This is a genomic window from Pseudomonas sp. NFACC32-1 (genome assembly GCF_900101215.1).
Taxonomy (GTDB): domain Bacteria; phylum Pseudomonadota; class Gammaproteobacteria; order Pseudomonadales; family Pseudomonadaceae; genus Aquipseudomonas.
Genome location: NZ_FMUL01000006.1, coordinates 40695 through 55647 on the forward strand (window position 1 = coordinate 40695; position 14953 = coordinate 55647).

The 14953-nt window shown below is 61.3% G+C and carries 13 protein-coding genes; 3 read left to right on the plus strand and 10 right to left on the minus strand.

The annotated features are described in order from the left end of the window. Window positions 1-78 precede the first annotated feature (78 nt). From astD to acs, 10 genes are all read right to left on the minus strand, one after another. The gene (gene astD / locus BLP99_RS11665) at window positions 79-1548 is read right to left on the minus strand and encodes a succinylglutamate-semialdehyde dehydrogenase (RefSeq protein WP_176776505.1); all 1470 of its coding nucleotides are present in this window, start codon (window positions 1546-1548) and stop codon (window positions 79-81) included. Beyond that, on the minus strand, window positions 1545-2570 hold the full coding sequence (astA, locus tag BLP99_RS11670; protein ID WP_072394884.1) for an arginine N-succinyltransferase: 1026 nt from the start codon (window positions 2568-2570) through the stop codon (window positions 1545-1547). The genes astD and astA overlap by 4 nt, the downstream gene beginning before the upstream one ends. Before the next feature lie 43 nt (window positions 2571-2613). Continuing rightward, window positions 2614-3633 carry an arginine/ornithine succinyltransferase subunit alpha gene (gene aruF, locus BLP99_RS11675; RefSeq protein ID WP_072394886.1) on the minus strand — a complete coding sequence of 340 codons (1020 nt, stop codon included), beginning with the start codon at window positions 3631-3633 and terminating at the stop codon, window positions 2614-2616. A 216-nt stretch (window positions 3634-3849) separates the two neighbouring features. Next, a complete protein-coding gene (locus BLP99_RS11680) occupies window positions 3850-5070 on the minus strand; it encodes an aspartate aminotransferase family protein (RefSeq protein WP_072458721.1) in 1221 nt (406 codons plus the stop codon). 334 nt (window positions 5071-5404) lie between these two features. Further along, window positions 5405-6385 carry a GlxA family transcriptional regulator gene (locus BLP99_RS11685; protein WP_072394890.1) on the minus strand — a complete coding sequence of 327 codons (981 nt, stop codon included), beginning with the start codon at window positions 6383-6385 and terminating at the stop codon, window positions 5405-5407. Between the two features lie 113 nt (window positions 6386-6498). Further along, window positions 6499-7263 carry an ABC transporter ATP-binding protein gene (locus BLP99_RS11690; RefSeq protein ID WP_072394892.1) on the minus strand — a complete coding sequence of 255 codons (765 nt, stop codon included), beginning with the start codon at window positions 7261-7263 and terminating at the stop codon, window positions 6499-6501. A gap of 56 nt (window positions 7264-7319) precedes the next feature. Then, window positions 7320-8018, minus strand: coding sequence for an ABC transporter permease (locus tag BLP99_RS11695; protein ID WP_072394894.1), 699 nt, complete (start codon window positions 8016-8018; stop codon window positions 7320-7322). Next, complete coding sequence (locus BLP99_RS11700) at window positions 8015-8704, minus strand: ABC transporter permease (protein WP_072394896.1); 690 nt, start codon at window positions 8702-8704, stop codon at window positions 8015-8017. Before BLP99_RS11700 ends, BLP99_RS11695 begins: the two co-directional genes overlap by 4 nt. A 91-nt stretch (window positions 8705-8795) precedes the next feature. Next, window positions 8796-9569, minus strand: a complete 774-nt coding sequence (locus tag BLP99_RS11705) for an ABC transporter substrate-binding protein (protein ID WP_072394898.1) — start codon at window positions 9567-9569, stop codon at window positions 8796-8798. A 642-nt stretch (window positions 9570-10211) separates the two neighbouring features. Beyond that, complete coding sequence (gene acs, locus BLP99_RS11710) at window positions 10212-12167, minus strand: acetate--CoA ligase (protein ID WP_072394900.1); 1956 nt, start codon at window positions 12165-12167, stop codon at window positions 10212-10214. A 427-nt stretch (window positions 12168-12594) separates the two neighbouring features. Between acs and BLP99_RS11715 the strand changes: the two genes are divergently transcribed. The 3 genes from BLP99_RS11715 (at window position 12595) to BLP99_RS11725 (ending at window position 14854) form a co-directional block, all read left to right on the plus strand. Next, the gene (locus tag BLP99_RS11715; RefSeq protein WP_072394902.1) at window positions 12595-12858 is read left to right on the plus strand and encodes a DUF2790 domain-containing protein; all 264 of its coding nucleotides are present in this window, start codon (window positions 12595-12597) and stop codon (window positions 12856-12858) included. A gap of 31 nt (window positions 12859-12889) precedes the next feature. After that, on the plus strand, window positions 12890-13105 hold the full coding sequence (locus BLP99_RS11720) for a hypothetical protein (protein WP_072394904.1): 216 nt from the start codon (window positions 12890-12892) through the stop codon (window positions 13103-13105). 501 nt (window positions 13106-13606) lie between these two features. Then, the gene (locus BLP99_RS11725; RefSeq protein WP_072394906.1) at window positions 13607-14854 is read left to right on the plus strand and encodes a ribonucleotide-diphosphate reductase subunit beta; all 1248 of its coding nucleotides are present in this window, start codon (window positions 13607-13609) and stop codon (window positions 14852-14854) included. Window positions 14855-14953: the final 99 nt, after the last annotated feature.

Below are 14953 nucleotides of genomic sequence, written 5' to 3' on the forward strand. Positions count from 1 at the left end.
CGCGGCTATCGCGAGCAAGCTCGCTCCCACAGGGTCTTGCACTGTCCTTGTGGGAGCGAGCTTGCTCGCGATCGAGGTTCACGCCATTCGCACGCCAGGGGTCAGGGCAGCCGGCATGACAAGGCTTGGCGTCTCCAGGGACGCCACTGGATACGCGCAATAATCGGCCGCGTAATAAGCGCTGGCGCGATGGTTGCCCGAGGCGCCGACACCGCCGAACGGCGCGCTGCTGGCCGCACCGGTCAGTTGCTTGTTCCAGTTGACGATGCCCGCGCGGCTTTGCAGCCAGAACTGCTGGTAGCGCTCCTGGGAATCCGACAGCAGGCCAGCGGCCAGACCATATTGAGTATTGTTGGCCTCGGCGATGGCCGCAGGGAAATCCACGTAGCGAATCACTTGCAGCAAAGGCCCGAACAGTTCTTCGTCGGGACGCTCGGCCACCGCGGTCACGTCGAGGATCCCCGGCGTCAGCAGTGCAGCCTGGGGCAATGGCTGGGTCATGGCCAGCAACGGCACGGCCCCAAGACCCAACAGATGGTTCTGGGCATCCATCAATGCTTTCGCCGCGCCCAGGGAAATCACCGAACCCATGAACGGCGCTGGCTGCTGGTCGAATGCCCCCACTTCCAGGGTCGCGCTGACCGCCACCAGGCGCGCCAGCAAGGCATCGCCCCAGGCGCCTTCCGGCACCAACAGACGGCGGGCGCAAGTGCAGCGCTGGCCGGCGGAAATGAATGCCGACTGGATGATGGTGTAGACGGCCGCATCCACGTCGATCACTTCGTCTACCACCAGCGGGTTGTTCCCGCCCATTTCCAGGGCCAGGATCTTGTCCGGGCGACCAGAGAACTGTTGATGCAACAGGTTGCCGGTCCGACTGGAGCCGGTGAAGAACAGGCCGTCGATGCCCGGGTTCGCCGCCAGGGCGATGCCGGTTTCCCGGGCGCCTTGCAGCAGATTGAGCACACCCGCCGGCAGACCGGCCTCGACCCAGCACTGGACCGTCAGCTCGGCGACTTTCGGCGTCAGCTCGCTCGGCTTGAACAGTACGCAGTTGCCGGCCAGCAGCGCCGGCACGATATGACCGTTCGGCAAGTGGCCCGGGAAGTTATACGGACCGAACACCGCCACCACGCCGTGGGGCTTGTGGCGCAGCACGGCGGTGGCGTCGCCCAGGGGGCCGCTCTTTTCGCCGGTCCGCTCCCGGTAGCTCTGAACCGAGATGGCGACCTTGTTGATCATGCTGGTGACTTCGGTGGCCGCTTCCCACAATGGCTTACCGGTTTCCTCACCGATGCAGCGGGCCAGCTCGTCTGCGCGACGCTTCAGGGCGGCGGCAAAGGCTTCCAGCACCTGGATCCGCTCCTCCAGCGGGCGCCTGGCCCAGTCCGGGAACGCCTGGCGCGCCGCCTGCGCCGCCGACTCCACTTGAGCCGCCGTGGCGCCCTTGCCCGACCACAGCACTTGCTGGGTCACCGGGTTCAACGACTCGAACGCGTCGCCCTGGCCTTCCAGCCAGCTTCCCGCAATGTACAGCGAATTCATTATTTCGACTCCCGAGCAGCAGACAACGCGACGGCGCGAACCTGATCGCCAGCGTTGAGTTGAAGACGTTTGGCGGTCAGCGGATCGACCACCAGGGTCCCCGAGGCGAAACGCGCCGGGGCGGCCGTGATACGGCAATCCAGGCATTTGCGGTTATGGATGAGGAACGGCGTGGCGTCGTCTCCCGGCGTGCCGATCGCCAGGACCAGCGCCTGGCTTTCGCGGATTGCGCGGATCTTGCCGGTTTCGCACTCCACGGCCGGGCCGGCGTCGAAGATATCGACGTAGCCCTGGTAGCTGAACCCTTCACTCTTGAGCATCGACAACGCAGGCTCGGTGTCCGGATGGACCTGGCCGATGACGGCCCGGGCATCTTCGGACAGGAAGCAGGTGTACAGCGGGAACTTGGGCATCAGTTCGGCGATGAACGCCTTGTTGCCCACGCCGGTCAGGTAATCGGCCTGGCTGAATTCCATCTTGAAGAAATGCCGGCCCAGGCTTTCCCAGAATGGCGAACGCCCGGTTTCATCGGACATGCCCCGCATTTCGGCGATGATCTTGTTGCCGAACAGCTTCGGGAACTCGGCGATGAACAACAACCGGGCCTTGGCCAGCATGCGTCCGTTGAGGCCATTGCGGTAATCGGCGTGCAGGAACAGCGAGCACAGCTCGGAGTTGCCGGTCAGGTCGTTGGCCAGGAACAGCGTCGGGATTTCCCGGTAGATGTTCAACTCCTGGGATGCGCTGACCGTCAGGCCGACGCGGAAGTTGTACCAGGGCTCCCGCAGCCCCACGGCACCGGCGATGGCGGAAATGCCCACCACCCGGCCATCGTCGTCTTCGAGCACGAACAGGTAATCCGCATCGCCACGCCCGGCTTCGCCGCGAAAGGTCTTCTCCGCCCAGCCGACCCGATGGGCCAGGCGCTCTTCATTGGCCGGCAGGGTGGTCAGGCCGGTGCCGGTGCTGCGGGCCAGGGCGATCAGGGCGGGTAAATCGCTGCTGCGTACGGGACGAACGATCATGCTATCTCCTCAAACGGGCTGCTCACGCACCCCGCGAAACTCATTAAACCGCCACCAGGCGCACGCTGGCGCCTTCGCCGACGCCCAGGGCCTCGGCTGCTTCCATGTCCAGGGTCACCGGCTTGCCCGGCGCATAGTCGAGCTCGAGCAACACGGCGCGGTAATCCTGCAACTGGGCGTTGGCCACCAGGTATTGGCGACCGGCTCCCTTGACGGCTTCGCCGATCCTCACCGGCACCACGCGGCTCTGGGCAATCGAGCGAATCCCCGAAACCCGGGCGTGCAGCGTCGGGCCGCCGTCGAAGATGTCGATGTAATGATCGGTCTCGAAGCCTTCGCGCATCAGGATGTCGAAGGTGATCTGCGCACGCGGGTGGACCTGGCCCATGGCCTCCTGCGCCGCGTCCGGCAGCAACGGCACGTAGATCGGGTAATGGGGCATCAGCTCGGCAAGGAAAGTGCGACTTTTCAGCCCGCACAAGCGCTCGGCGGCGGCGTAATTGAGGTCGAAGAAGTTGCGACCGATGGCGTCCCAGAACGGCGAGTCGCCATTTTCATCGCTGTAGCCGACGATCTCGGTCACCACCGAATCGGCGAAGCGCTCCGGATGGCTGGCGACGAACAGCAGGCGTCCACGGGAATTGAGCTCGGCCCAGGGCGACCCCACCAGCTCCGGAATCACGTAGAAACTGGTCAACAGGCTGTTGCCCGTCAGGTCGTGGCACTGGGAAAGGACATGGATCTTGTTATGGATCTTCAACTCACGGGAGGCGTGGACGAAGGTCTCGTTGCGAAAGCTGTAGAACGGTTCGGAATAACCGGCCGACGCCACGATGGCCGAACAGCCCGCCAGCTTGCCGGTGGCAGTGTCTTCCAGGACGAAGAAATAGCTTTCCTCGCCGTTGAAGCTGACTTCGGCGGCAAACGAGGCTTCGCTCGCGGCAATCTTGTCGCTCAGGCGTTCCACGTCATCGGGCAGGGAAGTGACACCGATCGGACTGTCCGCAGCCAGACGCTGTACCTCGCCCAGGTCAGCCATTTGCGCGGGGCGCATCACCAGCATGGTGTCACTCCTTAACTTGAAATAAACGGTTCGACCGGGAGGTCGAGATTCGGAGAAAAAATACCGGGCTCACTGCCTGCCTGGAGGCCACCACCACACCCTGTGGGCGCGAGCTTGCTCGCGATGGCGGTGGCACATCCAACCTTGACGCAAGCCGAATCACCGCTTTCGCGAGCAGGCTCGCTCCCACAGTAGCCCCGGTTCAATTGAAATGAATCAGGCCTGGGTCAACTTCGCCACGGCCCGTTCGAAACGGTCCAGGCCCGCGTCGATGTCGGCATCTTCCACCACCAGGCTCGGGGCGAAACGGACCACGTCCGGGCCAGCCTGCAGAATCATCAGGCCTTCCTGTTCGGCAGCGTTGAAGATGTCCTTGGCCTTGCCTTTCCAGGCATCGTTCAACACACAGCCGAGCAGCAAGCCGAGGCCACGCACCTGGGTGAAGAGGCCGTACTTCTCGCCGATCTGCTCCAGGCGAGCCTTGAACTTGTGGTGCTTGGCCTTGACGCCGCCCAGCACCTCAGGGGTGTTGACCACATCGATCACCGCCTCGGCCACCGCACATGCCAGTGGGTTGCCGCCGTAGGTGGTGCCATGGGTGCCGACCACCAGGTGCTTGGCCAGCGCCTCGGTGGTGAGCATCGCCGCGATCGGGAAACCACCGCCCAGGCTCTTGGCACTGGTGAGGATGTCCGGGACCACGCCGTAATGCATGTAGGCGAACAGCTCGCCGCTGCGACCCATGCCGGTCTGCACTTCGTCGAATACCAGCAGCGCGTCATGGGCGTCGCACAGGTCGCGAGCGCCTTGCAGATAAGCCACTTCAGCCGGCAATACGCCGCCCTCGCCCTGGATCGGCTCCAGCACCACGGCACAGGTCTTGTCCGAAATGGCTGCCTTCAGCGCTGCCAGGTCGTTGTAGGGCACGTGGGTGATGCCGGCGATCTTGGGACCGAAACCATCGGAGTACTTCGACTGTCCGCCAACGTTGACGGTGAACAGGGTGCGACCGTGGAAGCTGTTGAGCGCGGCGATGATTTCGTATTTCTCGCTACCGAAACGATCGAACCCGACTCGACGGGCCAGCTTGAAGGCGGCCTCGTTGGCTTCGGCACCGGAGTTGCAGAAGAATGCCCGCTCGGCAAAGGTCGCGTTGACCAGCTTATGGGCCAGGCGCAGCGCCGGCTCGTTGGTAAAAACGTTGGACACGTGCCACAGCTTGTTGGCCTGCTCGGTCAATGCGCCGACCAGCGCGGGATGGGCATGCCCCAGCACATTGACCGCGATGCCGCCGGCGAAATCGATCAACTCGCGACCGGACTGGTCCCACACGCGGGAACCGGCGCCACGCACAGGTATGAAGGCAGCAGGTGCATAGTTGGGGACCATCACTTGGTCGAAATCGGCGCGTTGTACCGCGGCTTGCTCAACGGACATCGGAGTCTCCTGAAGAGGAACACTCGCCTGGAACTGGCGAGTGATGGGGGGATTGTAAGGACAGTTTTCGGCCTGACCTTGTCGCCAAGCGACAACTTCTTATAGCGCCAACCCACGTTTTGCGCGGGTTTACGGCAATGCGACAAATAGCGTCGCAAAGGCGCAGTTTAAACGTTGGCGCAGGCTTTGAGGCAGAGACACTCACATTTCCCTTGCTTGCTGGAATGCCCTCGCCACAGGGTGTCGTGTCAGCCACAGATGCTGTACCAGCCCTGGCCACAGGATGGTGTGCCAGCCCCCAACCACAGATGCTGTAGCAGCTGGTGTGCCAGCCCTAGCCGCGCTCGGAGGGCACCGAAGACAGCTCGAATGGATTGCTGCTGCGCCGCTGGTTACGATCTTCCCGCGGCGTGGCACCGAAGAAGTTGCGATAGGCGCTGGAGAAATGCGGCCCCGAGGAAAAACCGCAGGACAAGCCGATCTGGATGATGGATTTGCTGGTCTGCATCAGCATCTGCCGGGCCTTGTTCAGGCGCAGCTCCAGGTAATACTGACTCGGCACGCGATTGAGGTATTGCTTGAAGATCCGCTCCAGTTGCCGGCGGGATACGCAGACATGCTGGGCGATTTCGTCGGTGGTCAACGGCTCTTCGATATTGGCTTCCATCAGCAGCACGGCCTGGGTGAGCTTCGGATGGCTGGAGCCGAGGCGGTTCTGCAACGGGATGCGCTGACGCTCGCCACCTTCGCGAATACGCTCGACCACCAGTTCTTCCGACACCGCGCCAGAGAGCTCGGCACCGTGATCCCGGGCCAGCACCGCCAGCAACAGGTCGAGCACCGACATGCCGCCACACGCGGTCAGTCGGTCGCGATCCCAGTCGAACAGGTGACTGGTGGCGATGACCTTGGGGAAACGCTCGGAAAAATCGTCCTGCCAGCGCCAATGCACCGCTGCACGATAACCGTCGAGCAGACCCAACTGGGCCAGGGGATAAACGCCAGCGGACAACCCGCCGATCACGCAGCCGGCACGCACCAATTGCTTGAGGGCGCTGCTCAGGTTCGAGGCCAGTGCGGTCGGCGGCTCATCGGCCAGCAGGAAAAGCTTCTGCAGGCCTTCAAGCTTGCCCGCCCAGGGTTCACCCGGCAATTGCCACGTGCCCTCCACCGGCGGCTCGGCCTGCAGGAACGAGAGTTCGTAGGCCACCTCCGGATGCACCCGCTGAGCAACACGCAAGGCCTCCTCCGCCAGCGCCAGCGTCAGGGCTTTAGTGCTGGGCCAAATCAGGAAACCAATTCGATGGGCAGTCATGTCGGGCAATCCGAAGCGAAAACAGTGTTAAAGCCAAAAGCGGCTGCAACCAAATTAGACCATCTGGCACTTGGTGCTCAGCATGACCCAAATCAGCGGCGTAACGGGAGCGATTACTTGAGGCTGCCCGAAAGAAATTGTTGCAGGCGCTCCGATTGCGGGTTGACCAGCACTTCCCGTGGGTTGCCGCTTTCTTCGACGATCCCCTTGTGCAGGAACACCAGCTGGTTCGACACCTCACGGGCGAAACCCATCTCATGGGTCACCACCACCATGGTCCGACCCTCCAGGGCCAGGGCCTGCATCACCTTGAGCACGTCGCCCACCAGTTCCGGGTCGAGGGCCGAGGTCGGCTCGTCGAACAGCATGACTTCCGGCTCCATCGCCAACGCGCGGGCGATCGCCACGCGCTGCTGCTCGCCGCCGGACATGTGGCCCGGATAGGCGTCCTTGCGATGGGCCACGCCGACCTTGTTCAGGTAATGCTCGGCTTTCTCCCGGGCCTCGGCCTTGGGCACCCCCAGCACATGCACGGGTGCCTCGATGATGTTTTCCAGCGCAGTCATATGGGACCACAGGTTGAAATGCTGGAACACCATCGACAACCGCGAACGCATGCGTTGCAGCTGCTTGGGGTCAGCGGCCTTCAAGGCGCCATCCTTGCCAGCTACCAGCTTCAGCTCTTCGTTGTTGAGCAGGATCTTGCCGGCGTGAGGCTGCTCGAGCAGGTTGATGCAACGCAGGAATGTACTCTTGCCGGAGCCACTGGAGCCGATGATGCTGATGACATCCCCGGCGGCGGCCTTCAGGGACACGCCCTTGAGCACTTCGTGACTGCCATAGCGTTTATGCAGGTCTTGGACTTCAAGCTTGTACATGCGGTCGGTTCTCACAAAACGTCAGTCGTTGAGCAGTCGAGCGGGTCGATGCGTTATCAGTGCTTGCGCGGGGCCAGGTAACTCAGCCAGCGACGCTCGGCCAGCTTGAACAGGCGCACCAGGATGAAGGTCAGGCACAGGTAGAAGGCACCGGCCGTGATGTAAGCCTCGAAGGGCAGGTAATACTGGGCGTTCACCGTGCGCGCGGCGCCGGTGATGTCGATCAGGGTCACGATGGACGCCAGGCTGGTGGTCTGCAGCATCATGATCACCTCGTTGCTGTATTGCGGCAGCGCCCGACGCAGGGCCGACGGCAGCAGGATCCGGCGATACAGTTTGTAGCGCGACATGCCCATGGCCTTGGCCGCTTCGATCTCGCCGTTGGGCGTGGCCCGCAGGCTGCCGGCGATGATCTCGGCGGTGTAGGCACTGGTATTGATGGCGAATGCCAGGCATGCACAGAAGGTCGCACTGGACAGCCACGGCCAGAGGAAGCTTTCGCGTACGATCTCGAACTGCGCCAGCCCGTAGTAGATCAGGAACAGCTGCACCAGCATCGGGGTGCCGCGAATCACATAGGTGTAGAGCCAGGCCGTCATATTGACGATGGGCTGCTTGGACACCCGCATCAGCCCCAGGGGCAACGCCGCCAGCAGGCCGAAGAACAACGACAGGGCCAGCAGCTTGAGCGTGGTCAGCAGGCCACTGAAGTACAGCGGCAAGGCATCGAAGATGACGTTGTAGTCGAAGATCATAGATCAGCCGCCCTTACGCCTACCGAGTAGCGCTTCTCGAGGTGACGCAATGCCAGCAACGAGACACTGGTGATCACCAGATACATCGCCGCCACTGCCAGGAAGAAGGTAAAAGGCTCGCGAGTGGCATCCGCCGCCTGCTTGGCCTTGAACATCATGTCTTGCAGGCCCACCACCGAGATCAGTGCGGTAGCCTTGGTCAACACCAGCCAATTGTTGGTGAAGCCCGGAATCGCCAGGCGAATCATCTGCGGCACCAGCACCCGGAAAAACACCTGGACGCCGCTCATGCCATACGCCATGCCCGCCTCGGCCTGGCCCTTGGGAATCGCCATGAACGCACCACGAAAGGTTTCCGACAGGTACGCACCGAAGATGAAGCCCAGGGTGCCGATGCCGGCCGCCAGCGGGTTCAGGTCGATGTAGTCGTCATACCCGAGCAGCGGCGCGACACGGTTGAGCAGATCCTGGCCACCGTAGAAGATCAGCAGGATCAGCACCAGGTCGGGGATACCCCGGATGACCGTGGAATACAGGTCGCCCAGCCAAGCCAGCCAGCGCACCGGCGAGAGCCGCAACGCGACGCCGATCAGCCCCAGGACGATGGCCAGGGCCATGGACGACAAGGCGAGCTGAAGCGTCAACCATGCGCCATCGAGGATGACAGCCCCGTAGCCTTTCAACATGATTCAGGTCCTCGAAAGTGGGATGAAAAAAATGGCGCAAACCGCAGGGAGCCTGTTGCTTGCGCCATTTCGCCCGAGTAGCGGGACGGTATTACTTGCCGTAGATGTCGAAGGCGAAGTACTTGTCCTGGATTTGCTTGTACTTGCCATTTTCGCGAATGGCAGCGATCGCGCCATTGATCTTGTCTTTCAGCGCATCACCCTTGCGAACCGCGATGCCGATACCGTCGCCGAAGTATTTCTCGTCGGTGAAGGCCGGGCCCACGAAGGCGAACCCCTTGCCGGCGTCGGTCTTGAGGAAACCGTCATCCAGCAGGGTGGCATCGGCCACGGTACCGTCGAGACGACCTGCGGAAACATCCAGGTAGATCTCGTTCTGCGAGCCGTACGGCTTGATCTCGGCACCCAGCGGGGCCAGGACTTCGCGAGCGAAACGCTCGTGGATCGAGCCGCGCTGCACGCCAATGTTCTTGCCCTTGAGCTCGGCCAGGCTTTCGCTGACCTGGGTACCGGACTTCATCACCAGGCGAGCCGGAGTGTTGTAGTACTTGTTGGTGAAGTCGACGGACTTCTTGCGATCTTCAGTGATGGACATGGAGGACAGGATCGCGTCGATCTTGCGCACCTTCAAGGCGGGAATCAGGCCATCGAACTCCTGCTCGACCCACACACACTTGACCTTCATCTCTTCGCACAGCGCATTGCCGATGTCGTAGTCGAAACCGACGATGCTGCCGTCCGGGGCTTTCGAGGCGAACGGAGGATAAGCCGCCTCGATACCGATCTTCAGCGGTTTCTCATCGGCGAACGACGACAGGGACAGCACGGACAGTGCCAGGGCGCCAAGCAGCACAAGTTTCTTCATCTTGGGACTCCATCGGTAAAGGGCAAAACGGCAGAGTGAGCAACAGCCCAATATGCGAATGGGTAAAACGAACTCAGGTGCTGCGTCCTAGGAAGCCCACGTTTTATTCAACGCAGGCCACGACGAGCGAGTGATCGGCATTCTAACGACAGGTCGGAAGCCGATATTTCTTCAATGCGACAACAAATTACAGAAGCACCGAGAAAGCTGTTTGAGCACATTGACAGCTCCGCAAATTCATGCAAGAGCAAAAGAAGGGGAACCGATCCATGCTGCAAATTGCGGGCCCATTATTGGCAAACCCTTCTAATCCGGCAAGCACAGCGTGTCGCCTTATTTTACAAGACGCCCGAAGCCGCCCTATGACGGGGCTTCACGTTTCACATCGCCCCGTTGTGGCGCCTTTGGTTACACATTTCAAAACACCGGTAACGCTCAGACACCTCCTGCTTCAAACGCCGATATTTATTCATTCGCCGAACCTGTGGCGAGGGAGCTTGCTCCTGCGGGCTGCGAAGCAGCCCCAAAGCCAGGCACCGCAGTCACTCGAACACCTGACCTGTGGCGAGGGCGCGCGCCAGCCCCACGAAAAAGCCCCGCTCGGCAAAACCGGGCGGGGCTTTTCGGTGCTACGGATTACCGTCAGGCGACGTTCATGGTCTTGTGGGTCTCGATCAGGTGCGCCACTACGCTCGGATCGGCCAGGGTGGAGATATCACCCAGGCTGTCGTATTCGGCCGTAGCGATCTTGCGCAGGATACGGCGCATGATCTTGCCCGAACGGGTTTTCGGCAGCCCCGGCGCCCACTGGATCACATCCGGCGACGCAATCGGGCCGATCTCCTTGCGCACCCAGTTCTTCAGTTCCAGGCGCAGGGCCTCGCTGGTTTCCTCGCCGGCATTCAGGGTGACGTAGACATAGATGCCCTGCCCCTTGATGTCGTGCGGCACACCGACCACCGCCGCTTCGGCGACTTTCGGGTGGGCGACCATGGCGCTTTCGATCTCGGCGGTGCCCATGCGGTGGCCGGATACGTTGAGCACGTCGTCCACCCGACCGGTGATCCAGTAGTACCCATCCTCATCACGACGCGCACCGTCACCGGTGAAGTACATGCCGCTGAAGGTCTTGAAGTAGGTATCGACGAAACGGTCATGGTCGCCGTACAGCGTCCGCGCCTGGCCTGGCCACGAATCGAGGATCACCAGGTTGCCTTCGGCGGCGCCTTCGATCAGGTTGCCGAGGTTGTCCACCAACGCCGGTACCACGCCGAAGAATGGCCGCGTGGCCGAACCCGGCTTCAAGGCTGTGGCACCTGGCAACGGGCTGATCAGCACGCCACCGGTTTCGGTCTGCCACCAGGTGTCGACGATCGGGCAACGCTCCTTGCCCACGTTCTTGTAGTACCAGTCCCAGGCTTCCGGGTTGATCGGCTCGCCCACCGACCCCAACAGGCGCAGGCTGCTGCCATCGGCACCGTCGACAGCGGCGGTACCCGAAGCCATCATCGCGCGGATGGCGGTCGGCGCGGTGTAGAGGATATTGACCTTGTGCTTGTCGATGACCTGCGCGACGCGGGTGATGTCCGGATAGTTCGGCACGCCTTCGAACAGCAAGGTGGTCGCGCCATTGGCCAGCGGTCCATAGACGATGTAGCTGTGGCCGGTGACCCAGCCGACGTCGGCGGTGCACCAGTAGATCTCGCCCGGCTTGTAGTCGAACACGCGCTCGTGGGTCAGGGCCGCATACAGCAAGTAGCCGGCGGTGGTGTGCTGCACCCCCTTGGGCTTGCCGGTGGAACCGGAGGTATAGAGGATGAACAGCGCCTCTTCGGCACCCATCTCCTTCGGCGCGCAAACGGTACCCGCCACCTTCATCAGGTCTTCGTACCAGATGTCGCGGTGCTGGTTCCACTTGATGTTGCCAGCGGTGCGCTTGCACACGATGACTTTCTGGATGCTGCTGGTTTCCGGGTTGGTCAGCGCATCGTCGACGTTGGCCTTGAGGGGGATCTTCTTGCCGGCACGAATGCCTTCGTCGGCGGTGATCACCACTTTGGACCTGCAGTCGATGATCCGGCCGGCCAGCGCCTCGGGGGAGAAGCCACCGAATACCACCGAGTGGATCGCGCCGATCCGGGCACAGGCCAGCATGGCGACCACGGCCTCGGGAATCATCGGCATGTAGATCGTCACTACGTCGCCGCGGTGCACGTCCTGGCCACGCAGGGCGTTGGCGAACTTGCACACTTCTTCATGCAGCTCGCGATAAGTGATCTTGCGGCTCTCGGCAGGGTCGTCGCCCTCCCAGATGATCGCCACCTGGTCACCGCGCTCGGCCAGATGGCGGTCGAGGCAGTTGTAGGACACGTTCAGGGTGCCATCGGCGAACCACTTGATGTCGACGTGGTGATCGTCGAAGGATGTCTGCTTCACCGTGGTGAACGGCTTGATCCAGTCGAGGCGCTTGGCCTGCTCGCGCCAGAAACCATCCGGGTTGACCACCGACTGCTGGTACATGGCCTTGTAGGTCGCCTCGTCAGTCAGCGTACTGGCCGCTACCTCGGGACGAACGGGATACAGGGAAGCCGCACTCATCTTTCTTACCTCGGTGACAATAGTTGTTTTTGTATGGGTCCGTTGTAGCTCGGCGCGGGCCTATGGAACCATTCGACGATGGTAGTAACAAGTCCCTACAAAGTGTCGGTAATCCCTCCCGAGGCCCGTTTTCAGAGCACTTCCCTATGACAACGGGCGTGCTCGCCACAGCGTCGGTGATCCAGACCATTGGCCGCAGACAGCGCCCCGTTCCCGGCGATTATTACCAAATCAACCAAAAGTGTTTATCAAAACCCGGTCTGTTTGCGTCCGGCCCGGCTCCCTAGAATCCATCTCGCCAACCGGCAAACACGATTAACGCAACACAGCCCCCACGAAGGCCGTTAATCCAACTTCCAAACCCAGCTCCACACGCAACCCCAAAAAGGTTGCGTGAACCCACTCGACCTCAAGAAAGGTGAATCAGATGAAAGCTCTATGGGTCCTGGTCCTCGGCAGTCTTTGCGCCAGCGCAATGGCAGACGAGGTCCCGACCGATGTCGCACAGCAACAACCGGCCATCGAGGAGTACACCTACTCCACCCACCTGGACATCGCCAAAGTCATTTACATGAGCGAGATTCCGAACGTCTGCGAAGTGGTCCCGGCGAAGATGGAATACGAAGATTCGAAGGGCCAGCTCCACATCCTTCGCTACAGCATCATGGGCAACGGTTGCTCCAACGGCTGACCGACGTGTGAACGAACCAGGAGCAACCACCATGAAAAGCAAACTGTTCTGCGCCTTGACCCTGTCCGTACTGGCCAGCCATGGCTTCGCCGCCGACGGCTTCGATCACACCGGTTCCGCCGTCGCTATCGATCGCTACAACCTCTCGAACAGCGCCACGGTCGCCACCAATGCCAACGACCACACCGCTTCGACGAGCGTCGCTGCCGATGGCAGCGACCGCACCGATTCGGCGCGCATCGATTGATCATTATTGGCAGTTTCCAAGGCCCGACTCCGGTCGGGCCGGGTTGTGTCTGGGACCGCCGAAAACCCTCGACAAACACAACATGTAGTGCAAAACCGCAAAAATAGATCGTTTTTTGATCAAAACCTCTCGCCATTCGACCCATGCAAAAAAAATCTTCAGTGGTCCTTTCCTGACGCAAGCCTTGTAAACTCTCGCTCCGACGCGGATATGCCACCCCGCCACCTCCTCCGTGGGCGATTTCGCCGCACCACGTAGGCAAAAAAGTCCTTATAATGCCGCCTTAAACGGGCCTGCAATATTCCCTTACAGGGGATCAAGCCAGCCTGAAGCCTACGCAAAGGCACATTGCCTCTTCGCGTTCACAGCCGCTTCGGCATGACCCGTACATTTTTCTGTTTATTGCCTGCGTCAGCTGCTGCAACAAACGATTTTCCAAGATCCAACGCGGCCAGTAGGCCTTCACCGGGCATCTGGCCCTCACGCAGGAGACGACACGTCATGCTGAGCTGGGACGAATTCGACAAAGAAGACGGCGAAGTTGCTGTAAAAAGCACCAACGCCGGCCACGCTTCTGAAGCCAACATGGACCGCCTCGACAGTGCCGGCGGTGCCGCCGCACTGGAAGCGCGCGCCGTGACGGCCAGCGACTCGGCGGCGATCATTCGCGCCAAGGCCGCCCTCGACAAGCTCGACATCGCCGAAGGCCTCGCCGAACTCGAAGGCGCCTCCGCCCGCGTCGCCGTCGATGAAAAGCGCATGATCAACTGCCGCGCCGACCTCAACCAGCTCGTGCCTTTCAAGTACGACTGGGCCTGGCAGAAGTACCTGGACGGTTGCGCAAACCACTGGATGCCGCAAGAAGTCAACATGACCGCCGACATCGCCCTCTGGAAAAACCCGGAAGGCCTGACCGACGACGAACGCCGCATCGTGATGCGCAACCTGGGCTTCTTCTCCACCGCCGACTCCCTGGTGGCCAACAACCTGGTCCTGGCCGTGTATCGCCTGATCACCAACCCGGAATGCCGCCAGTACATCCTGCGCCAGGCGTTCGAAGAGGCGATCCACACCCACGCCTACCAGTACTGCATCGAATCGCTGGCCATGGATGAAGGCGAGATCTTCAACATGTACCACGAGATCCCATCGGTGGCGAAAAAAGCCGCCTGGGGCCTGAAATACACCCGCTCCATCTCCGACCCGACGTTCCAGACCGGCACCCCGGAAACCGACAAGGAGCTGCTGCGCAACCTGATCGCCTACTACTGCGTCCTGGAAGGCATCTTCTTCTACTGCGGCTTCACCCAGATCCTCTCCATGGGCCGGCGCAACAAAATGACCGGCGTCGCCGAGCAGTTCCAATACATCCTGCGCGACGAATCCATGCACCTAAACTTCGGCATCGACGTGATCAACCAGATCAAGATCGAAAACCCGCACCTGTGGGATGCCGAGATGAAGGAAGAAGCGACCCAGATGATCCTGCAGGGTACGCAGCTGGAGATCGAATACGCCCGCGACACCATGCCTCGCGGCGTGTTGGGCATGAACGCGGCGATGATGGAAGACTATCTGAAGTTCATCGCCAACCGTCGCCTGTCGCAGATTGGTCTGAAAGAAGAGTATCCAGGCACGACTAACCCGTTCCCTTGGATGAGCGAGATCATGGACTTGAAGAAAGAGAAGAACTTCTTTGAGACTCGGGTGATTGAATACCAAACCGGCGGCGCGCTTAGCTGGGACTGAGTTCTCTCACGACAAAACAAAGGGCTGCCATTAGGCAGCCCTTTTTCATTGGGTCAGAAAGCACCGTTGGATGTAGGCGCGTGAAGGACTTCTTGCACC

Bases quoted from the DNA above. Each gene is read 5' to 3' on its own strand.
- acs (WP_072394900.1), bottom strand. From the start codon at position 12,167: ATGAGTGCGGCTTCCCTGTATCCCGTTCGTCCCGAGGTAGCGGCCAGT.
- BLP99_RS11725 (WP_072394906.1), top strand. From the start codon at position 13,607: ATGCTGAGCTGGGACGAATTCGACAAAGAAGACGGCGAAGTTGCTGTA.
- BLP99_RS11690 (WP_072394892.1), bottom strand. From the start codon at position 7,263: ATGTACAAGCTTGAAGTCCAAGACCTGCATAAACGCTATGGCAGTCAC.
- BLP99_RS11720 (WP_072394904.1), top strand. From the start codon at position 12,890: ATGAAAAGCAAACTGTTCTGCGCCTTGACCCTGTCCGTACTGGCCAGC.
- BLP99_RS11700 (WP_072394896.1), bottom strand. From the start codon at position 8,704: ATGTTGAAAGGCTACGGGGCTGTCATCCTCGATGGCGCATGGTTGACG.
- BLP99_RS11685 (WP_072394890.1), bottom strand. From the start codon at position 6,385: ATGACTGCCCATCGAATTGGTTTCCTGATTTGGCCCAGCACTAAAGCC.
- astA (WP_072394884.1), bottom strand. From the start codon at position 2,570: ATGATCGTTCGTCCCGTACGCAGCAGCGATTTACCCGCCCTGATCGCC.
- BLP99_RS11695 (WP_072394894.1), bottom strand. From the start codon at position 8,018: ATGATCTTCGACTACAACGTCATCTTCGATGCCTTGCCGCTGTACTTC.
- BLP99_RS11680 (WP_072458721.1), bottom strand. From the start codon at position 5,070: ATGTCCGTTGAGCAAGCCGCGGTACAACGCGCCGATTTCGACCAAGTG.
- BLP99_RS11715 (WP_072394902.1), top strand. From the start codon at position 12,595: ATGAAAGCTCTATGGGTCCTGGTCCTCGGCAGTCTTTGCGCCAGCGCA.
- BLP99_RS11705 (WP_072394898.1), bottom strand. From the start codon at position 9,569: ATGAAGAAACTTGTGCTGCTTGGCGCCCTGGCACTGTCCGTGCTGTCC.
- aruF (WP_072394886.1), bottom strand. From the start codon at position 3,633: ATGCTGGTGATGCGCCCCGCGCAAATGGCTGACCTGGGCGAGGTACAG.